The following is a 21428-nucleotide window of genomic DNA, read 5'->3' on the forward strand; positions in this document are numbered from 1 at the left end:
TGCTTTTGTTATTTGATTAATAAGTTGCTGTTTTGATTATGAGAAGTTGTCAACCTTGTACTGCCTGTTGTGATGGGTGGGTGCAGATAAAAGTTAAAGGCTGTGAGGCCTATCCTGGGCATCCATGTCCGCATAGCACGGGTTCTGGGTGTGATGATTATGAAAACCGTCCGGTAAATCCTTGTCAACAATTTGAGTGTGCTTGGGTTAAGCCTAATAGTTTTTTGCCGGAGAGTTTTAAACCATCAGAGTGTGGGGCTTTGGTGATTGATAATATTTTGGATTGGCAAGGGTTAAAAGTAGATTTGGCTGTGCCAGTGGGCCGTGAAATTTCAGAGCAAACTTTACAGTGGTTAATGCAGTTTGCGGCAGAAAATATGCGTCCATTGATTTATCAAATGCAAGATTCTAACTCCCCTGTATTTGAAAAAAATCCCCTTACTTTAGCATATGGTCCCCCTGCTTTTCAGCAATGGGTATTAGAAATGCAAGCGCAAGGCAAAAAGCTATGGTGATTTTTCTATATTTAAATATTGCACGCCAAAAGGGTGCAATATTTCTATTATTGGTCAGGTTTTAATGTTTTGTATTTAATAAAATTTTAATTTATTTTTTATATTATTGAAATATATAAATAAATTTAATATTGGCATTTATCGTTCTTTAGTAAAGGTGAATTTATTGTTAATTAAATCCTTTTGGAGAATAGAATGAAAAAAGCAACACAACTTAAATCTCTTTTAGTATCTATGGCAATCGCCACTTCAGCAGCAATGACTTTTGCTCCTGCAGTGGTGCAAGCAGGTGCTTCTGCAAATATTGGGGTAGTTTCGCAATATCTTTTCAGAGGTATTGCACAAAATGGGACTGCTGCAGCTGCACAAGGTGGATTAGATTATGAAGCTGACTCTGGTCTATATATTGGAACTTGGGCTTCTCAGGTAGGCCCATCTAAAGGTTTGGAATACGATTTATACGCTGGGTATTCTGGTAGCTTTGGTGATTTAAGCTATGGTCTAGGTGCAACTTATTTTGGGTATACGAAAGATGGTGGTTCTGACACTAATGCGTTTGATAGTTCTTACCTTGAAGGTACCTTAACACTTGGTTATGGTCCAGTTTCAGCTTCTTATAGTTCTGGTTCGCATGCAAAACTTTCTGGCGGTTCTGATGTTAGTTATTCTGTAGCAACTATTGGTGTTGAGTTTTACGGAATTTCTGCAACCTATGGAATGGGTGATGATTTTGCCGGCAAAGGAGTTGATCATTCTTGGATTGATATTGGTTACAGTACTTCTGTTGCAGAGGGTACTGATATTGGTATCAATTTGATTAATTCAGATAAGAAGGTTTCTGGATATACAAATGGTGTAAGTGGTTCAGCTGAAGATAATATGTCATTGGTTGTTGGTATCACAAAATCTTTCGATTTATAATTTAAATTCCTTATCTGTAAAAGTTAATTTTAAAGTGGCCAGGTTTACCTGAGCCGCTTTTTTTGTTTTTGGGTTTTCCTAATTCGATTAAATTCTTTTGGCGTATAATCTAAAGTCAATTGTGTATGTTAAGGTGATTAAAGTGCGCGCAAAACAGCAGTCTGGTTTTATTATGATGGTGTTTGTGGTTATTTTGGTGCTAGGTGCGTCTGCCTATTTTAGTGGGTATGGTGAGAATCTTTTTTTTAAACAAAAAGCCAAGTTAACTTTAGAAAATTACGAAGACACCCAGATTGTTAAATCGCAGTTTTGGCGTTATTCGGTTTTTCAGCCAGAGTTTTATGAAAGTGACCCAGCCGGTGGAACAGGCTTTAATCTTAAAAATATAGACAGGATACCGGGGCCGGGATATTTTCCTTGTGTTGATTTAGATGGTGATGGTGAAGTTTTGGGTGCAGAAACCAGCTGTGGAAATGTGACCGTTGCAGGCGATGATACCACTGGTTTTGTTGTGGGGTTTTTGCCCACTAATTTTAGAACTCGCAATATTTTTTTTAATAAAGTTGCGCCTAAGGAATTTTATTACATCTTAGATGAGCGCTTTGCTAATGGTAATAACTCATACAATAATGGTTCAACAGGTCGTTTTGCACCTCTTAACCCTGGATTATCTCCAACGGGACGCCTTTTTTTAAATGATCAAGATGGGTATGTTGCTTTGATTATAGCGCCAGGTGAATCGATGGTTATGCAAGATGGAACGATACAGGATAGGAACCAAGCGGGTGATGCCTTGGCGAGAATTGCTGATTATTTAGATAAACGATTTGATGCACTTGGGAATGAAGTGAATGGCAATGCTGATGGTGATTTTAAATTTTATAGCCAATCTAAAAGCAATATAGGTATTAACGATACAGTTATTGGGATTTCATTTTCTGAATGGCAAACCATGATGTTGAATCGAGTTTGCGCTCAAAAAACGGATTTAGAAGCCACTGATGCAAATGTTGCTTTTTGGTTTAATGCTTATGATGCGACCACAAATCCAGCGGGTTCTGATTGGCGCTCTTTTATGGGGAACTGCCCATGAAATTGCTTAAAAAATCGCACCAACAGGGGTTTACCTTGCTAGAGATTTCTATCGCATTATTATTGGTAGGTCTTTTATTGGGCGGCGCTTTAACGATTAACAGCGCTTCTAGGCAAGTGGGCAAGGCAGATGAAACTAAAGCACAGATGAATGACATTAAAAATGGTCTGGTGAGTTATCTTAAGGTGAATAAGTATTTACCCTGTCCTGACACGAATAATGATGGAGTTGAAGACCGCAAAATCAGTGGCGGTGTATCTGTGTGTAAATCTCGTCATGGCACTTTGCCTTATCAAACTTTGGTACTCCCTGAGGTAGATGCTTGGGGGAATCCTTTTTACTATCGTGTGAATGCCCGCGCAGAATTGAGTGGTGATATTAACGATTTGTGCGAAACTGCCAGTGTGTTTGGCTTGTCTGGCAGCAGAACCAAGCCCTCGACCGCAGCTTTATGTACACAAAATGGGGTTTTTTATTGCACAAAGTGCAGTGATGTTTGCGGTATGGGGTGTGATTATAATGCCGATCCTCGCACTGTTGATGCACCACCTTACTTTAGTTGGCATACGCCGCCTAAGGGAGCAGAAAATCCAGATGGTTATAAAAACATGTTGATTGAAGATGAATCTGGGAATGAATATGAAAATGCGGTTGTGGCTATGGTCGTGTCTTTTGGCAGTAATGGTGCGCAAACCTGGACAGATTGTGATCAAGCCACGCTGGTTAATAGCGCTGAACGCGCCAATTGTGACAATGATGCGGCCGGCGTTTTTAAACTAGACACCGCCATTACCATGGATGACTATTTGACTTGGATTACGATATTTGATGTGAAAAGTGCAATGCTAGATGTGAGAGGCTTTTAAAGTGAGCAAATTCCAAAAAGGGTTTTCTTTAGTTGAATTGGCAGTTGTTTTGGCCATTATTGGTATTTTAAGTATGGGTGCTTTGCTCACTCTGAGCGGCCAAAGGGATGCGGTTAAGGTAACAGACTCTAAAAATAGATTGCTGCAAATCAAAAAGTCTTTATTGTCGTTTGAATTGGTGAATCGGTATTTACCTTGTCCGGATATTAATGGCGATGGGGATGAAGATAGAACAAATGGTGCTTGTTCTCGTAGCTATGGTGCGGCACCTTATCAAGATTTAGGTTTAACACAATTAGATGTGCAAGATGCTTATGGCGTGGAAATCCGTTATGCCGTGAATTCGGGCGCGACAACCCTTTCGAATATGCAAGATGTTGATCATTCTGCCAGTTATTTTTGTCAAACTGGGTGTGATTATACGAGTACCTTTGTGCCTTTTAGATTGACTACACCGCCCATCGCAGGCAATTTAGGTGCAGGTAATTACACGATTTGCAATAACGCAGCGGCCACCTGCGTAACCGGCCTAGCGAGTGATCAACATATGGCAGATGGTTTGTCGGTTATCTTAGTTGCCTATAATGCCAATGGTCGACAACTAACGCCTTCTTGTACAGGTTTGTCTAACCGTGAAACAGAAAACTGTGATTTAGACCTGCTGTATTGGGATTATTATGTGAATAAAGATTTACAAAATTATTATGATGATCAAATTTTGGGCATATCGGGTTATGAAATTAAACAAGAGTTGTTGAAAAATGACGCTACGATTTTTAACACGGCCAGCAATAGCAATTCAAACACTCAAAACAATCTACTCATTGCACCACCGCCACCGCCAACAAACCCAACTAATACCGTCGCAGGCGACTATACCGGATCTTCTGATTACAATCCTCCCAATGGTAATTTTGATGACTCTCTCAAAATAGATGGCAATTTGGATGCCGCATTAGATTTAAATAATGGCGATAACGAATTAACGGTTACGGGTGATCAAAACTATGCCCTTGTCAGTGGTTCTGGTAATGATAATTTGTATATTGCAGGCGATGCAAAATCGTCGATTAGTACAGGTTCGGGTAATGATTATTTAACCATCTTAGGCAATTTGAGCAGTGTTGCCAGTGTTGATATGGGTGCGAACGATGACTTTTTTTATATCGTTGGAGATGTGGACGGTTCTGTCGATTTGGGTTCTGGGGATGATACTTTTAGGGTCGATGGGGATTTGAATCATACTGTGTATGGTGGTGCGGGTACGGATATTATTTATGTTAATAAAACCCCAGCAGACTGGACGAGTTCGGGTCAAGCTTCCTATTTAAATGGATTTGAGCGTATTCGCTTTAACGATGGTACTGCTCAAGATATATGAGTTTCGTCAATGCTAAAGTTTTGGTGGTTGATGATGATCCCGGTATTAGCGGATTATTGGCCATGCTTTTAGAAAACGCTGGGTTTGAGGTCTATGAGGCAGCTTCTCGTTCTCAAGCCATTGAAAGATTGCAATCTTCTAAAGTGGATGCAGTGGTTTTAGATATGGGCATGCCGCCTAATGAACATTTACCAGATGAAGGGTTGGCGGTTTTAGATTGGTTAGCACTTTATCATCCCGAAGTAAAAACGCTTGTTTTAACGGGGCAACACCCTGATTCCACTGCTTATTTAGCCATTAAACATGGTGCATTTGATTTTTTAGCCAAACCCGTTCAGCCAGAACAATTATTGCTTTCTTTAAAACGCGCCTTAATGTTTATCAAACATACACAACAACTCAAAGAGAACGAGGGGATTCACCGGGTTTCCTTGGATTTGTCGATGTCTGATGGCGTTAAAACCGCCAGGAATCAAGCTGAATTTAAACTGGTGAATCAAGTGCTGATGGATACCGATTTTAATGTGCATGAAGTGGCTAGGCGTTTGGGTTTAAAGCGTGAAAATGTTTATTATTTAATGAAAAAATATGGCCTTGAAAGACAAGACAGCGACAAGGTCTCTCGCTTAAGTGACGAACCATGAGTATAGAGCTTTGGTTGCCGGCTATTTTTTTATTTTCGGGCGCTTTGCTGGGGGCAGTGGGGTTTTATTTAAGGCTGCAAAGTCAGCAACTGCAAAAAGCCATTGCCAATTTATATGACCTAAACCGATCCGTTAATCAGGATGTTTTGGATTTTATTGACCAGGCCTGGTTGTTTTTAGCGCAAAATGGCTTTCAAAATATGGTTTGTGAAAGTCTTTGGTACGGTGAGCCACAAACCTTGGTCAAGGGAGCGCCAGCAAATCAATCTTTGCAAACCTATGAGATTAATATAGAAGAAGATGCCATCAAGTTACATTTAGTTTTGTCTGCGCCCAAGTGGCGAGGAGAAAAGCAGTTGTTGCTAGAGATGGTGTTGCAAACGTTTGAAATGTTATTGTCTTTTAATGTGGCCAATAAAACCAAGCAGTTTTTTGTGTCGCAAAAGCGCTTAGAAGACTATCAACTCTTTGTGCAACACGACACCAAAAACATCGCACAATTTATTGCGTTGTTAGAAGCGCAAGTCAGCCAAGCACAAACGGACGAACAAAAACTCAAGTTGGTCAATCGGCTCAAAGAACTGCTACCCAGTATAGTGTTGCGCGCCAATCGAGTGACGCAACCCTTATGGCAATCCAAATCGTTTGACGATGTACAGCCTCTTTCTTTAAAGGCAACCATTGAAACGCTCGCAAGGTCGATGCTATTGAGCGTTAAGGTGGAAGGTGATGCACAAATTTTGCACTCCCATACCTTGGTCACGCAGGTTTTTCATAATTTACTGGATAATTTTAAGGCACACGCGCAAGACTTAGGCGGTGTTAAGGTCACCATATTGGTTGATTCAGGGCTGGTGAGCGTGGATTTATTATCTGATGTTATCAAACCCTTGCCACCCTTATCGAGCCAACGGGTGTTTGAGCCTTTTTGGACCACCAGTAAAAGTGGATTAGGTTTAGGTTTGTTTATCGTGAGAGCCTTACTGGTTAAGGTGCAAGGAAAGGTTAAGTTTGTGCAAACTGCGCAAAACCTAGGTTTTCAAGTAGTTTTACCCAGTCATATTGAAAAAAAATGAATTTTTTGCACTTGTAAAAATTTTTTACTCTATTCTTTTGTTCTGCGATTCCTATAATGAAGCTGTATTTAAAAATAATACTTTATCACAACAAGGAGGACAGCAATGTCAACACAAAATCAAAAAGGTTTTACATTAGTTGAAATCGCCATTGTATTGGTGATTATCGGTTTATTATTAGGCGGTGTGCTTAAGGGGCAAGAGTTAATTAAGAGCTCAAAAATTAAAGCGACTGTTGGCGATGTTAAGTCATTACAAGCAGCAATTTATACTTTCCAAGACAAATACAGATATTTACCAGGTGATTTTAACAATGCCGTTGCAACCTTTACAGGTGCAGCTGCAACAATGGTTGATGGTGACGGTGCAGGCGATATTGACAACGGTGAGCGTGGGCAGATTTTTGCGCAATTGATCGCTGCTGGTTTAATTTCTGGGGTTTCTGATGGTACGGATTCTGCAAACGGTTATTTCCGTAGCAAATTTGGTGGTACTGTGATTGTAGACGATGCTGCTCCATTCGCAGGTGTTCCTAATGTGTGTTACAACGGTTTAACCTTAGAAATTGCCAATGCTCTTGATGAAGCCTTAGATGGTACTGCTGATGGTACTAAAGGTGATGTTCGTCGTAGTAATACAACTGCTTATGCGGCTACTAACAATTCAGTGTGTTTCAAACTACAATAATTTAATCTTTGATTTGATTGAAAGCCCCGATCTTCGGGGCTTTTTTTTATCCAAAATTTGCCACTCTGTTAAAATTCCAGAACTTAATCAAATTTGGAAGCTCCCTGTTTTGAAACGCATTTTAAAAGCCACTGCCACGGTGGGTGGCATGACCATGCTGTCGCGTATTTTAGGCTTTGTTCGCGATATGGTAATTGCTCGTTATTTTGGGGCTTCTTCTGGGGCCGATGCTTTTTTTGTGGCGTTTAAAATTCCCAATTTTTTTAGACGCTTATTTGCCGAAGGCGCTTTTTCACAAGCGTTTGTGCCTGTGTTGGCCGAAGCTAAAGAAAAGCGTGGTCAAGCCGCGGTAAAAGCTTTGGTGGATGCGATTGTCTTTCGTTTGGGCGGCATTTTATTGTTGCTCACGGCCTTCGGGGTATTTGGTTCTGGCTTGTGGATGATGGTGTTTGCGCCTGGGTTTATGGACGATCCTGAAAAGTTTGCCTTGGCCTCCGATATGTTGGCGATTACCTTTCCTTATTTGTTGTTGATTTCATTAGTGGCGTTTTCCTCGGCGATTATGAATACCTATAATCAATTTGCTGTACCAGCATTTACCCCTGTGTTACTCAATTTAGTGTTAATTGCCTCGGCGATTTGGTTATCACCCTTATTTGAAATTCCGGTCATGGCGTTGGCTTGGGGCGTTTTACTGGCGGGGGTTGCGCAGTTATTGTTTCATGTGCCTTTTTTAATGCGCTTGGGATTGTTACCAGTGCCGCGTCGTCAAAAAGAAGAGGGCGTGGACGAGGTTAAGCGTTTGATGTTGCCCGCCTTATTTGGTGTGTCGGTGGCGCAAATTAATTTGTTGTTGGATACGATTTTGGCATCGTTTTTAATCACCGGCTCTGTGTCTTGGTTGTATTACTCCGACCGTTTAATGGAGTTTCCGTTGGGCGTTTTTGGGGTGGCTTTGGCAACAGTTGTCTTGCCGGGTTTATCAAAACAAGCGGCTAATCAGGATTGGACAGCCTTTAAGCGCGATTTGGATTTTGCCTTAAAGCTGGTGTTTTTAATTGCGGTGCCAGCCACGCTGGGGTTATTTTTATTGGCCACGCCTTTGATTAGCAGTTTGTTCTTTTACGGAGCGTTTACCGCAAATGATGTACAGCAATCTAGCTTGAGTTTAATGGCTTATTCTCTCGGTTTACTAGGTTTTATTTTGGTTAAGGTGTTAGCGCCAGCATTTTATGCGCGTAAAAATATGAAAACCCCCGTCAAGATTGCCATGGTTGCTTTGGTGAGTAATATGGTTTTTAATTTGATTTTAATCTGGCCCTTAGCTCACGCAGGCTTGGCTTTAGCGACCACGATTTCGGCGTTTATCAATGCCGGTTTGTTGGCGTATTTTCTCTTTAAAGAAGACATGCTGGCTTTTTCTAAGCAGTGGAAATCTCTACTTTGGCAGGGGTTATTGGCCAATGTTGTGTTGGTGTTATTTTTAATGCTGCTTAATCCATTAGATGCACAATGGTTTGCTTGGAATGGTTGGGAGCGATTAGGTGCTTTGATGGGGTTAGTGTTGTTGAGTATTTTAGTTTATGCCATGACTTTGCTGGCAGTGGGTTTTCGTCCTCGACAAGCGTTGAAATAGGGTATAATTTTGAACTATTTTGAACATAAATCATTGAAAATATGCAACTGATTCGCGGGCTTCACAACCTAAAAACAACCAGGCCTGGTCAAATTTGGGCAGAAAATAGTATTTTCGAACATGGCTGTGTGCTCACGATTGGTAATTTCGATGGCATACATTTGGGTCACCAAGAAGTGCTGAATCGAGTACAAGGTTTAGCGCATCAATTGAATTTACCCAGTGTGGTGATGATTTTTGAACCTTTGCCCGTGGAATATTTTGCGCCAGACAAAGCCCCTGTGCGCTTGATGAATTTGCGTGAAAAACTGATTGGTTTTCAGCAAACGGCAATCGATTTTGTCTTAGTGTGCAGATTTAATGCCGAGTTTGCCGAACTGACTGCGGAACAATTTGTACAGCAGATTTTGGTGCAGAGTTTGCAAATTAAGCATTTGGTGGTGGGCGATGATTTTTGTTTTGGCAAGAATCGTCAAGGCAATTACGCGTTTTTGCAAACAGCAGGGTTAAAGCAGGGATTCGAAGTCAGCGAAATGCCAACCTATAAGGTGGACGAACAGCGCATTAGCAGTACTCGAGTTCGCCAAACTTTGTCTACCGAAACCCTGCAAACCCAAGGACTTAAAGCGGCCGAAGACTTATTAGGGCGCTCTTTTTATTTTGATGGTCGGGTAATTCATGGTCAAAAACTGGGGCGGCAATTAGGCTTTAGAACCCTTAACCTAAACCCTAAGCGTTTGCAAATGCCGGTCAGTGGCGTGTTTGCGGTGCGAGTGTTGAATATTGCCAACCAGCCTTGGCCAGGCGTCGCCAATATTGGCGTGCGGCCCACTGTAAATGGTTTGCGCCCATCCATTGAGGTGCATTTGTTTAATTGGGATAAAGACCTGTATGGCGCTCATGTACAAGTTGAGTTGGTGGCTTTTATCCGCCCCGAACAAAAATTCGGCAACCTAGATGCGCTTAAAGCACAAATTGAAAAAGACGCCCATTCGGCAAGGCAGATTTTAGGAGTAATCACTGAGTGAAAAAGCTTGAGTTGGACAGTGCTTTGGCATGGATTTTAAACCATTATCCCAGCACACAAGCTGTCTACCTATTTGGCTCAGCTGTGACGGATACGCTTACAGCGCAAAGCGATTTAGATTTAGCCTTATTGCTACCAGCAGAACAAGTTTTGGCACAACATGAGTTGATGCGTTCGGCATTACAAGTTCAGTTGGAGTCCCATTATGGTTCTGTGGATTTAATCAGTTTGCGCCAAGTTTCAACCGTGTTTCAGCATGAGATCGTACAAACTGGGTCCGTTATTTTTGTGGCAGAATCTTTTGGTCAAACGGCGTTGGACAAATTTGAATTAACGGTTGCGGCGCGTTATCGAAAGCTCAATGAGGAACGCGCCGAAATTATTCAAGAAGGTTTGGCGACAGGCTTTTACCCGGTGAAGTTATGAATGATGTTTTATTGAATAAAAAAGTGAGTATTGAACGCTGTATTCAGCAGATTCAAAATTACTATCACTTAGAAAGCGAGTTGCCTTTTCAGCAAGATTATATGAAACAAGATGCGATAGCGATTAATTTACAACGCATTGCCGAGTTAGCGATTGATATGGCCGCCTATTTGATTAAAAGAGAAAAGTTGGGGCTGCCGCAAGACAGCAAAGATCATTTTCGATTACTCGAAAAAGCGCAAATCATTCCCCAAGAGTTGTCCCAAAAATGCCAAAACATGGTGGGATTTAGAAATATTTTAGTGCACGAGTATCAGGAACTTGACCTAGATCTTATGCAAGATGTCATCGAGCATCATTTAACCGATTTAATAGATTACAGCGATTTTATTTTGAAGAGAGTGCCATGAGCGAACCGACTGATTACAAACCAACTTTAAATTTACCTGAAACCGCCTTTCCGATGAAAGGCAGTTTGCCCACGCGTGAACCTGTGCAGGTGGAAAAGTGGCAAGCTGAAAACCTTTACCAAGCCGTGCGCGATGCTAAGGCCGGTTGCCCAAAGTTTATTTTGCATGATGGCCCACCTTATGCCAACGGCAATATTCACATTGGTCACGCGGTGAACAAAGTGCTAAAAGACATGATTGTCAAATCCAAAGGTTTGAGCGGTTTTGATGCGCCGTTTGTGCCTGGCTGGGATTGCCATGGTTTGCCGATTGAGCTGAATGTGGAAAAGAAAAAAGGCAAGGTTGGTCAAAAGATTGAAGCGCCAGAGTTTCGCCAAGCCTGTCGTGATTATGCACAACAACAAGTCGAAGGCCAAATGGCGGATTTTCAGCGTTTGGGTGTAATGGCGGATTGGGAAAATCCTTACCTGACTAAAGACTTTAAATTTGAAGCTAACGAAATTCGTGCCTTAGCCAAAATTATCGAAAACGGACATTTGGTAAAAGGCACCAAGCCAGTTTATTGGTCGGTCGGTGGGCATTCGGCTTTGGCAGAAGCCGAAGTTGAATATGAAGATAAGCGTTCCTTAGCCATTGATGTGCGTTTTAAAGTGTTGGATGAAGAGGCGTTTTTTGCACGCTGTCATCATGTGGAAGATCACACCGGCGAAGGTCCTTTATCGGTGGTAATTTGGACCACCACGCCTTGGACTTTGCCAGCCAACCAAGCGGTTTCGATTAACCCTGCGTTGGAATATTGCATTGTGCAGGTAACCGGCGAAAATGGCCCAGAGCGTTTATTTTTGGCGGAAGCCTTACTCAAAGACAGTATGGATAAATGGGGCTTTGAGCAGTATCAAGTGATTGCTTATGGTCGTGGCGAACAGTTTGAATTGATTCGTTTACAACACCCATTTTACGAGCGTACTGTGCCACTGATTTTAGGCGATCATGTCACCACGGATGCCGGTACAGGCTGTGTGCATACTGCACCGGGTCATGGTCAGGATGACTTTGTGGTCGGCTTAAAATATGACTTAGAAGTTGATTGCCCTGTGGATGGTCGCGGTAATTATGTGGAAGGCACCAAGCTATTTGAAGGCGAAAATGTGCTTAAAGTGGACGACCACATGATTGAAGTGCTCAAAGAACACAGTGCGTTATTGCATATGCAAGCCATTGTGCATTCTTATCCACATTGCTGGCGTACTAAAACCCCATTGATTTTCCGTGCGACTCCGCAATGGTTTATTTCCATGACGCAAGCCAATTTGCGTGAAGAAGCGATGGCAGAAATCAAGAAGGTGCAGTGGATTCCGGAATGGGGTCAAAACCGTATCGAAGGCATGGTAGAAGGTCGTCCGGATTGGTGTATTTCGCGCCAACGTTTTTGGGGCGTGCCCATTACCATTTTTGTGCATAAAGTCACTGGCGAAATGCACCCTCGCACCACCGAATTGATGGAAGCCGTGGCTAAGTTAGTAGAAGTGCGTTCGATAGATGCTTGGTATGATTTGGATGTCGCCAGTTTATTGGGTGATGAAGCTGATGATTATGAGCAGGTCACGGATATTTTGGATGTGTGGTTTGACTCAGGGATTTCGCACTTTACCGTGTTGCAACAACGCCCTGAATTACAAGCGCCAGCCGATTTGTATTTAGAAGGTTCAGACCAGCATCGCGGTTGGTTCCAGTCGTCTTTGTTGTCGGCCTTAGCCACCGATGGCAAGGCGCCTTACAAGCAAGTCTTAACGCATGGCTTTACGGTGGATAAAGATGGCAAGAAAATGTCAAAATCCAAAGGCAATGTGGTGGCGCCACAAGAGATTGCCAATAAATATGGTGCAGACATTTTGCGCTTGTGGATTGCCGCCGCCGACTATCGTTATGAAATGACGGTGTCGGATGAAATCATCAACCGTACGGCAGATAGCTATCGTCGTATTCGTAACACCGCGCGCTTCTTGTTAGCCAACTTAAATGGCTTTAATCCTGTAACCGATCTGGTTGCTTATGAGCAGTGTTTGCCATTAGACCAGTGGGCGATTGGGCGTGCTTATGCGATACAACAAGAAATTGTGGCGGCTTACAATGAGTATTCTTTCTTGAATATTTATCAGGCCATGACGCATTTTTGTTCAGAAGATTTGGGTGCGTTTTATTTAGATGTGATTAAAGACCGCCAATATACTTGCCAAACCGAAGGCTTGGCGCGTCGTTCGGCGCAAACGGCTTTGTATCATATTATTGAAGCCTTAACCCGTTGGATGGCGCCTATTATGAGCTTTACCGCCGAAGAAATTTGGCGTGAACTGCCTGGCGAACATTCCGCAACTGTCTTTACGGCCACTTGGTATGACGGTTTAACGGCCTTAGACGAAACCAAACCCATGAATTCTGCCTACTGGTCAGAAGTGATGGAGGTGCGTTCGGCGATTGCTAAACAAATGGAAGTCTTGCGTGCCCAAAAAATCATTAAAGGGTCTTTAACTTCTGAAGTTGCCTTGTTTGCCGATGAACCTGTGTTGTCGCATTTACAGGCTTTGGGCGATGAGTTGCGCTTTGTGCTGATCACTTCGGGGGCAACGGTGGCGCCAAGTGCCCAAAGAACGGCGGATGCAGTGGCGACCGAAATGAAAGGTTTGTATGTGTATGTGCAACCTACCGAAAAACCCAAGTGCGCGCGTTGCTGGCATCATCGTGCAGAAGTTGGCAGTATTGCTGGTCATGAAGAGCTTTGTCAACGCTGTGTCGATAATGTGCATGGCGATGGCGAAGTTAGACATTTTGCATAAGCCTATGACGCAATCCATCAACACAAAAACTGCTTTAGCCACTTTATGGCTGGCGGTCTTGCTAATCATTATTGATCAGCTGACAAAATATTGGGCAAACTCGGTCTTGACCGAAGGTGTGCCTGTGCCAATTATGGATCACCTAAATATGACGCTGGTCTATAACCACGGTGCCGCCTTTAGCTTTTTAGCCGACATGGGCGGCTGGCAACGCTGGTTTTTTACCGCTTTGGCGGTGGGTGTGAGTGGCTTTTTACTGTTTTGGCTCAAGCGTTTGCCGAATGCCTGGACAGCTGAAGTGATTGCACTTAATCTCATTTTAAGTGGCGCTTTGGGCAATTTGATTGACCGAGTGCTGTTTGGCAAGGTGACAGATTTTGTGGATTTTTACATCGGTACTTGGCATTATGCGACTTTTAATGTGGCAGACATTGCCATCAGTGTGGGTGCGTTTTTGTTGATTTTGTGGGAGTTCTTTTTAAAGCCTAAGCCTGAGAAAGAGCTGACTGAATAATCGCGTTTTATGCAATAAAAAGCCGCTAAAAGTAACCAGACCTGGTTGTTTTTAGCGGCTTTTTTGCGTTTTAAGGCTGTTTAAATGCGAGCGTTCAGGGTGCGTGAGTTTGTTGAGCTTTTGATTGAGCTTAATCAAACGGCTTTGCAGTTTCCAAAACAAATACGCGGGCTGTTCGCAGACTTGTTTGTTTTTAAAGAAATTGTCAGGTGTGGCATCCATCGCAAATCTCTATTTATGTTTTCTCAGATTGTAGAGTAAAGCAGGGGTTGGGTAAGCGTCTGCTGGCAGTTGGCGACTGATTTGGTAATTGCGAATGGCGGCACGCGTTTTAGAACCCGCAATGCCATCAGGTGTTCCAAGGTCAAAGCCCAGTAAATTTAAACGCTCTTGAACTTCTTTCATTTCTTCGCGAGTTAAGGCTTGGTCGTCTGCGGGTGCGGTTTTGGTTAAAGGCGGACGCCCAACAATTCGGTCTGCCAAATGACCCACCGCCAAAGCATAGTTATCTGAGCGGTTCCAGCGCTTAATCACTTGGTAGTTATCAAACACTAAAAAGGCTGGGCCTCGATAGTCGCTGGGTAAAACTAAGCGCGCTTTTAAGTCTTCAATCGGTAATTCTCGCCCATCCGCCAATTGAATACCGAGCGCTTTCCAGTCGGTGAGCAGTTTTTCGGTTTTATTGTCGGCTAGGCTCAAATCAAACCCCGCAGGCAGACTGACTTCTCTGCCCCAGTTTTCTTGTTTTTGCCAGCCTAATTCGGCAAGGAAGTTACCCATAGAATTAAACACATCAGGTAAACTTTTCCACAGGTCTTTTTTACCGGATTCATCGCCATCTACGGCATAGCGCAGATAGTTAGACGGCATAAACTGGCATTGCCCCATAGCACCTGCCCAAGAGCCTTTCATTTGCTCAACGCTGGCGTGACCCAAATCAATAATTTTTAAAGCGGCCAGTAATTCTTTACTGAAAAACTCTGAACGACGCGGGTCGTAGCTCAGGGTGGCTAAGGATTCAATAATTGCAGTATTGCCGGTATAACCGCCAAAGTTGGTTTCCATGCCCCAAAACGCAATTAAAAATCGTCCTGGTACGCCATATTTGGCCGTGACTTCATCAAGTTGTTTACGGTGTTTTTCATAGAGCATTTTGCCGGTTTCAATACGCCATTCAGTGACAGCGCGATTGAAATATTGCCAAAAAGTTTTTGAGAATTCAGGCTGGCGACGATCAAGTTCCAAAACGGCACGATTTAAATGCACATCATGAAACGCCTTTTGTACGGTCGCTGCAGAAATGCCATTTTGAATGGCTTGTTTTTTAAATCCGCTGACCCATTTTTGGAAATCCGCTTCGGATTGCTCGGGGGGCGTATAGGCAAAAGTTGGACTTGCAAACAAGCTGCAAAGTGATAAAACGACGATGTTTAGAGTTGGCATTTTCATAGAATAAGCATTTTACTAAAGTCGCTTGTGCTTATGCAGTAAAATAATGCTTTTTAAAATGAGTAAATGCCATGTGTCGTTTTTTTGCGACTTGTCCGAAAGGGATGAGTGAACTCTTGAAAGAGGAGTTGGAGTCGTTTGGGGCTGAGTCGGTTAAAGTTCAGCCTTCAGGTGCTACCTTTGAAGGCGACATGGAAGTGGGTTATCGTGCGGTTTTATGGTCACGCTTAGCCAACCGCATTTACTACACTTTGCTAGAAACCGAGCTTGATAACCAAGAGGCTTTAACGCCTGCGGTGAGCGCGATTGAATGGTCGGAGCATTTGGATGCCGAGGGCACTTTTTTGGTGTCTTTTTCTGGACAAGGTTTGAATATTACCCATACCCATTTCGGGGCGTTAAAAATCAAAGATGGTATTGTGGATTATTTTCGAGGCATTGGCGATGTGCGCCCGTCGGTCGATACGGATTATCCTGATGTGCGCATTCATGGTCATGTGAATCGCAATCGCATTACCTTGGGTTTAGATTTGTCGGGTCACAGTTTGCATCAACGCGGCTATCGCGAAGGCACGCAGGTCACCGCACCGCTCAAAGAAAACACCGCGGCGGCGATTTTAATGCGTGCCGGTTGGCCAGAAATTGCCAAACAAGGTGGTTGCTTTTACGACCCCATGTGTGGCTCGGCAACCTTTTTGGTTGAAGCGGCCATGATGGCTTCGGATTGTGCGCCAGGCATGATGAAAGCTGATGAAAAAGGGTTGGTGACTTGGAAGCAATATGATGCGGTTTTGTGGCAGAAGTTGTTAGACGAGGCAGCGGTGCGTGAATCGATTGGTTTAAAAACCTTGCCGCATATTTATGGTTCGGACATTTCCCACAAATCTTTGGAGATAGCGCGTATTTCCATTCAACAAGCGGGCTATGATGACATTATCGAAATTAAACAAATGTCGGTAGTGCAAGGACGCAAATGGGGCGAGTGGACGCCAGGGCTTATCGTCACCAATCCGCCTTATGGCGAACGCTTGGGCGAGTTGGAAGAAGTTAAGCAAACCTATTTACAGTTAGGTGACTTTATCAAAGCCGAGTTTGCGGGCTGGCAAGCGGCGGTTTTAACTTGTAACTCCGAATTGGGAATGTATCTTGGCATTAAGGCCAAGCGTTCGCATGATTTCTTTAACGGGGCGATGGAGTGTAAGTTGTTCCGCTTTGATGTTGAAGAAAGTTGGTTCAGACAACCTGCCATTGCGTTGAATCAAGATCTGCCTGAAAAGCTTCAGCAGCTTCAGCCAGAATTGGCGACCACCGAAGGCGCGGTGATGGTGGCCAATCGTATTAAAAAGAATTTAAAAGGTTTAAAAACCTGGGTTAAGCAAAACGAAATTGGCGCTTACCGTGTGTATGATGCCGATTTACCGGAATATGCCTTAGCGATTGATTATTATCCAACGCTGGAAGGTGGCGATTGGTTGATGGTGGCGGAGTATGCACCGCCTAAGACGGTTAACCCGACTAAAGCGCGTCGTCGTTTGTATGAGGCTTTGGCGGTTTTGCCCAGCGTGTTTGATATTCCCTCAGACCGAATTGTTTTTAAAGTGCGCAGTCAGCAAAAAGGCTCAGAGCAATATGAAAAGCTGGAGAATCAAAAGCAATATTTCACCATTCAAGAAGGTTTGGCCAAAATTCGCGTGAATTTTACCGATTATCTGGACACTGGTATTTTCTTAGACCATCGTGAAGTGCGTGCCTATAGTGCTAAGTTAGCGCAAGGCAAAAGTTTCTTAAACCTGTTTTGTTATACTGCAACAGCCACGATTCAAGCAGCTATGGCAGGTGCAAAATCCAGTTTAAGTTTGGATATGTCAAAAACCTATTTATATTGGGCACAGCATAATTTTTGGACCAATAACATGGATGACAAAAAGCATCGTTTGCAGCAGCAGAATGTTATTGAGTGGTTGGCTAAAGAATCAGAAAACCCGACTGAAAAATTTGATGTCATCTTTTTAGACCCACCGTCCTTTTCGTCATCAAAGCGCATGGACGGCACCTTGGATATTCAGCGCGACCATGTTTGGATCGTTCAGCAGGCTTTGTCTTTACTAACGCCGGATGGCAAGTTGATGTTTTCTAATAATTTACGCAAGTTTAAATTAGATGAAGCCGCTTTTGAAGCTGACTGGCAGATTGAAAATATCACGCAAAAAACCATGCCTAAAGACTTCGCTCGAAACGCTAAAATCCACCAGGCCTGGGTGTTTTCGAGGAAAGTTTGATGTTAAATGTTTTCCGTATTTCAGAAATGGTGGGTATTGCACCGATTGAGCTCTTGGAAATAGAGCGTTACGGTGCTGATTTGGTCGCCAGTAAACCTTCATTTATGGACGCTTTAAAAGAGTGGCAAAAAGAGTTTCAAGTGACCGCCAATCATGAGGAAGTCGTTGTTGCGGGTTATTACGAAGCGCTGATAGGCGGTGAATATGGGGATGCGTTTTATATCGTCCAATATCAGCAAGCCTTGAACTGGATTCATTTTGATTTGTCACAAAGCAGAGTAATGTTAATTTTAAGTCAATTTCGTCGTTTGTTTATTCAGTTTGCGGAGCAGCTGGGTTCTCATAATTTGGCGAAAGGGCTGTGTCATGCCCTAGATATTGGACAATCGATTGTGTCCTTAGTTTATAGTGTGGTTGAAGCGATAGAGCGTATGAAGTTGCGCTCTGAAAGCGAAATTCGTCGTATTCAAAAATCTTATCAACTGATTTCAGCAGAAATTCCGCCAGCTATTTTAAATGCCTATATGGATCATCAACGCTGGAAGTTGGTTGCTTTTAATCTGGCTTTAGGTCGTCCTTTGGATTGGGAAGGATTTGAAACATCGCATCTTAAGTGCCGCTTGGCACACTGGCTGAATGACGGCGGCTTGGACTTAATTCCTCAAGAGAAGCAGGCTATCTTTTTTGAAGCCCATGAACGCGTGCATCGTTTTGGTCAGCTGGCGATTGCCCAATCGCATAGTAACCAACCAGAAAAAATATTAACCATCCTTTCAGATATGGAGGGCGCGTCTGATATCGTTGCACAGGTTTTGTTGGATGTTATCGAGTCGGAGTTTATTCGAATTGCCACCGCAGATGGTTTAACAGGGTTACCCAATCGTCGTTCGTTTGACATGGATTATGATCAGGATGTCGCCTTTGCCAAACGCCATGGTTTTTGGGTCGGTTTGATTTTAATAGACATTGATTTTTTTAAGCAGGTTAATGACCAGCATGGACATAGTGCGGGTGATTTTGTGCTTAAGGAAATAGCGGCAATCTTAAGTAAATCGCTCAGACAAGAAGAAAAAGCTTATCGTTGGGGTGGGGAAGAGTTTGCCATGGTGACTTTAGATAGTCAGCCTGGTGGCGCTGAAATTTTGGCAGAAAGAGCGCGTAAACTGGTGGAAGATCATGTTTTTGTGCTTAAGGATTCTACAGAGCTGAAGTTGACCATCAGTTGCGGGTCTATTTGTTTTCCGCCAGACTGTCAGCAACTGAAGCATGAAATTTTTGCAATGTCTGACAAGCAGCTTTACAAAGCGAAAGAAAGTGGGCGCAATCAAGTGCAACATAGAACAATCAAAAGCGATTTGTAAACTTAGGGGGAAAGCATGCGAAATATTCAAATGTTGTTGGGCATGGAGCCGCTTGAAGTTTTAGAAATTAGGCAGCATCAAGCATTTTTGTTGGGCTTACAACAAAAATTTGAAGCCAATCTTGCTCAATGGGAAGAAATGATGCCGCTCAAGCCAAAAGAAACCCCCTTGTTGGTGGATGGTTATTATGCGCAGTTGGTGGGTGGGTATTATCGAGAGAGTTTTTACAATATCCAGTATCAGCAAGCATTGCAGTGTTTTGCCAAAGGTTTCACGCTAAAAGAAGTCGCGATTTTGACCGATAGAATTCGCCAGTTTGTCATCGCTGAAAGTTTAGCAACGAGTGAATTGCTGTCTAAAGCCCTAGAGCATGTGGTCGATTTGGTTTACGCTATTTTCAGCCATATTTTTGGCTTGTTTGCATCAATTGAACGCATGAAGCAGCGTTCCACTTCTGTGATTAAACGCATTGAAACTTCTTACGCAGTCTTGTCACTGAGCGCACCTCAGGCATTATTAGATGCTTATCGTAATCACCAGCGCTGGAAAGTTGAAGTTTTTAACTTGTCCTTGGGGCGAAAATTAAACTGGGAGGGATTTGAAATCAACCCAGGTTTATGTGCCTTAGCCAACTGGCTAGAATCAGGTGGGTTAGCGTTGATTCCACTGGAACAACAAGAGGCATTTTTAGATGCGCACGATTCTGTGCATTTTTACGGGCGCAGTGCGATTAAATATTCTGAACTTCAGCAATCAGAGCAGATTTTAAACTTTTTAGAAGAAATGGAAGCCGCATCTGATTATGTCAATCATGTGTTGCTGGAGTTGATTGATAAAGAGTTGTTAAAGCTGGTTGCGGCGCAACACGCATAGAAAATTAAAACGCAATAGAATACAGAATTGAATTAAAAAAGAGTCGATATGGAACAAACAATACAATTTGATGAAGCCTTAATTAAACGCTACAACCAATCTGGGCCTAGATATACCTCCTATCCAACCGCGGTGCAATTTACTGAAGGGTTTGGCATTGCAGATTATCAGCGAGCTGTTGAACGCAGCAATCAGTCAGACAAGGCCTTGTCGTTATATTTTCACATTCCATTTTGCGATACCGTGTGCTTCTTTTGTGCCTGCAATAAAGTCTGGACGCGAGACCGCTCAAAAGCCAAACCTTACTTAGAGCGCTTGTTTAAAGAAATTGAAATGCAATCTAAGTTGTTTGATCCCAGTCGTAAAGTAGACCAATTACATTGGGGCGGCGGGACTCCGACCTTTATCAATATGGAAGAAATGACGCAGTTGATGAACAAAACGCGTCAACATTTTAATTTACATGACGATGATTCTGGGGAATATTCAATTGAAATAGACCCTCGTGAAGCCAATCGAGAGTCGGTGAAACTACTGCGCACTTTGGGCTTTAATCGCATGAGTTTAGGGGTGCAAGATTTTGACGAAAAGGTTCAAAAAGCCGTCAATCGTATCCAAACCCAAGCCGAAACGTTTGAAGTGTTGGATGCCGCGCATGAATCTGGGTTTATGTCGGTGAATGTCGATTTAATTTATGGCTTGCCTTTACAAACTGAAACCGGGTTTATCAAAACGCTAGACAGAGTGTTAGAGGCTAATCCAGATCGTTTTTCGATTTTCAATTATGCACACATGCCCAGTATGTTCCCCACCCAAAAGAAAATGAATGAAGCTGATATGCCTTCACCGGATGAAAAGTTGGCGATTTTGTATGCGGCAACTCAGCGTTTGCTTGAGGCCGGTTATGTGTATATAGGTATGGACCATTTTGCAAAACCAGACGATGAGTTGGCGATTGCACAACGCAATGAAACCCTGTATCGCAATTTTCAGGGTTATTCCACGCACGCCGAATGTGATTTGGTCGGGATGGGGGCAACTTCGATTTCGTTGATTAATAATACCTATGCGCAAAACTATAAGGGTTTGGACGAGTATTATGCCGCCATAGATTCTGAAAAATTAGCGGTGTTTAGAGGCGTTGAGTTGAATGAGGACGATGAATTGCGTCGTGATGTGATTACCCGTTTAATCAGTCATTTCCATTTAAATTTTGCCAAAATTGATGCCTTATGGGGGGTTCGTTTTGATGAGTATTTTGCCAGTGAACTGAAAGCCTTAGCACCGATGGTAGAAGATGGATTGGTCAAAATGACCTCAAGCGATATCTATGTGACCGCGGCAGGGCGTTTGTTAATTCGTAATATTTGTATGGTGTTTGACGCCTATTTAAAACAGGGAACTCAAAACCGTTTTTCTAAGGTGATTTAAGTCAC

At 43.0% G+C, this 21428-nt stretch carries 20 protein-coding genes; 18 read left to right on the forward strand and 2 right to left on the reverse strand.

The window, feature by feature from the left end; genetic code table 11:
* Positions 1–80 precede the first annotated feature (80 nt).
* The 14 genes from THMIRH_RS02875 to lspA all read left to right on the forward strand — a co-directional run bounded on the left by THMIRH_RS02875 (position 81) and on the right by lspA (position 14030).
* Positions 81–515: a hypothetical protein gene (locus THMIRH_RS02875; RefSeq protein WP_243831482.1), complete on the forward strand. Its 435-nt coding sequence runs from the start codon at positions 81–83 to the stop codon at positions 513–515.
* Between the two features lie 195 nt (positions 516–710).
* Positions 711–1436, forward strand: a complete 726-nt coding sequence (locus THMIRH_RS02880) for a TorF family putative porin (protein ID WP_173290578.1) — start codon at positions 711–713, stop codon at positions 1434–1436.
* A gap of 142 nt (positions 1437–1578) precedes the next feature.
* Positions 1579–2529, forward strand: a complete 951-nt coding sequence (locus tag THMIRH_RS02885) for a hypothetical protein (RefSeq protein ID WP_173290580.1) — start codon at positions 1579–1581, stop codon at positions 2527–2529.
* Entirely contained in the window at positions 2526–3395 is an 870-nt protein-coding gene (locus THMIRH_RS02890) for a prepilin-type N-terminal cleavage/methylation domain-containing protein (RefSeq protein WP_173290582.1), read from the forward strand. Before THMIRH_RS02885 ends, THMIRH_RS02890 begins: the two co-directional genes overlap by 4 nt.
* 1 nt (position 3396) lies before the next feature.
* Positions 3397–4776 (forward strand): type II secretion system protein, encoded by a 1380-nt coding sequence (locus THMIRH_RS02895; protein WP_173290584.1) that lies wholly within the window; start codon positions 3397–3399, stop codon positions 4774–4776.
* Positions 4773–5420: a response regulator gene (locus THMIRH_RS02900; protein WP_173290586.1), complete on the forward strand. Its 648-nt coding sequence runs from the start codon at positions 4773–4775 to the stop codon at positions 5418–5420. The genes THMIRH_RS02895 and THMIRH_RS02900 overlap by 4 nt, the downstream gene beginning before the upstream one ends.
* Positions 5417–6496, forward strand: coding sequence for an ATP-binding protein (locus tag THMIRH_RS02905; protein WP_173290588.1), 1080 nt, complete (start codon positions 5417–5419; stop codon positions 6494–6496). Before THMIRH_RS02900 ends, THMIRH_RS02905 begins: the two co-directional genes overlap by 4 nt.
* A 105-nt stretch (positions 6497–6601) precedes the next feature.
* Positions 6602–7183 carry a prepilin-type N-terminal cleavage/methylation domain-containing protein gene (locus THMIRH_RS02910; RefSeq protein ID WP_173290590.1) on the forward strand — a complete coding sequence of 194 codons (582 nt, stop codon included), beginning with the start codon at positions 6602–6604 and terminating at the stop codon, positions 7181–7183.
* Positions 7184–7292: 109 nt separating this feature from the next.
* Complete coding sequence (gene murJ, locus THMIRH_RS02915; RefSeq protein ID WP_198415241.1) at positions 7293–8819, forward strand: murein biosynthesis integral membrane protein MurJ; 1527 nt, start codon at positions 7293–7295, stop codon at positions 8817–8819.
* A 41-nt stretch (positions 8820–8860) separates the two neighbouring features.
* The gene (ribF, locus tag THMIRH_RS02920) at positions 8861–9847 is read left to right on the forward strand and encodes a bifunctional riboflavin kinase/FAD synthetase (protein WP_173290594.1); all 987 of its coding nucleotides are present in this window, start codon (positions 8861–8863) and stop codon (positions 9845–9847) included.
* A complete protein-coding gene (mntA, locus tag THMIRH_RS02925; protein ID WP_173290596.1) occupies positions 9844–10272 on the forward strand; it encodes a type VII toxin-antitoxin system MntA family adenylyltransferase antitoxin in 429 nt (142 codons plus the stop codon). The genes ribF and mntA overlap by 4 nt, the downstream gene beginning before the upstream one ends.
* Entirely contained in the window at positions 10269–10682 is a 414-nt protein-coding gene (gene hepT / locus THMIRH_RS02930) for a type VII toxin-antitoxin system HepT family RNase toxin (RefSeq protein WP_173290598.1), read from the forward strand. Before mntA ends, hepT begins: the two co-directional genes overlap by 4 nt.
* Positions 10679–13516, forward strand: coding sequence for an isoleucine--tRNA ligase (ileS, locus tag THMIRH_RS02935; protein WP_173290600.1), 2838 nt, complete (start codon positions 10679–10681; stop codon positions 13514–13516). Before hepT ends, ileS begins: the two co-directional genes overlap by 4 nt.
* The gene (lspA, locus tag THMIRH_RS02940; protein ID WP_243831483.1) at positions 13491–14030 is read left to right on the forward strand and encodes a signal peptidase II; all 540 of its coding nucleotides are present in this window, start codon (positions 13491–13493) and stop codon (positions 14028–14030) included. Before ileS ends, lspA begins: the two co-directional genes overlap by 26 nt.
* A gap of 51 nt (positions 14031–14081) precedes the next feature.
* Here the strand turns inward: lspA and THMIRH_RS02945 are convergent, their stop codons facing one another.
* Positions 14082–14252, reverse strand: coding sequence for a hypothetical protein (locus tag THMIRH_RS02945; protein ID WP_173290602.1), 171 nt, complete (start codon positions 14250–14252; stop codon positions 14082–14084).
* A gap of 9 nt (positions 14253–14261) precedes the next feature.
* Positions 14262–15479, reverse strand: a complete 1218-nt coding sequence (locus THMIRH_RS02950) for a lytic murein transglycosylase (RefSeq protein ID WP_173290604.1) — start codon at positions 15477–15479, stop codon at positions 14262–14264.
* Between the two features lie 71 nt (positions 15480–15550).
* On the opposite strand from THMIRH_RS02950, the gene rlmKL reads away from it, so the two are divergent.
* From rlmKL to hemN, 4 genes are read left to right on the forward strand one after another with little or no spacing between them, the layout of a single operon-like run.
* Positions 15551–17758 (forward strand): bifunctional 23S rRNA (guanine(2069)-N(7))-methyltransferase RlmK/23S rRNA (guanine(2445)-N(2))-methyltransferase RlmL, encoded by a 2208-nt coding sequence (gene rlmKL, locus THMIRH_RS02955; protein ID WP_173290606.1) that lies wholly within the window; start codon positions 15551–15553, stop codon positions 17756–17758.
* Positions 17758–19119 carry a GGDEF domain-containing protein gene (locus THMIRH_RS02960; RefSeq protein WP_173290608.1) on the forward strand — a complete coding sequence of 454 codons (1362 nt, stop codon included), beginning with the start codon at positions 17758–17760 and terminating at the stop codon, positions 19117–19119. The genes rlmKL and THMIRH_RS02960 overlap by 1 nt, the downstream gene beginning before the upstream one ends.
* A gap of 15 nt (positions 19120–19134) precedes the next feature.
* Positions 19135–19992, forward strand: a complete 858-nt coding sequence (locus THMIRH_RS02965; RefSeq protein WP_173290610.1) for a CZB domain-containing protein — start codon at positions 19135–19137, stop codon at positions 19990–19992.
* A gap of 48 nt (positions 19993–20040) precedes the next feature.
* Positions 20041–21423, forward strand: a complete 1383-nt coding sequence (gene hemN / locus THMIRH_RS02970; protein ID WP_173290612.1) for an oxygen-independent coproporphyrinogen III oxidase — start codon at positions 20041–20043, stop codon at positions 21421–21423.
* The last annotated feature ends 5 nt before the right edge of the window (positions 21424–21428 follow it).

Origin of the sequence: Thiosulfativibrio zosterae, assembly GCF_011398155.1 — a bacterium.
GTDB lineage: Bacteria > Pseudomonadota > Gammaproteobacteria > Thiomicrospirales > Thiomicrospiraceae > Thiosulfativibrio > Thiosulfativibrio zosterae.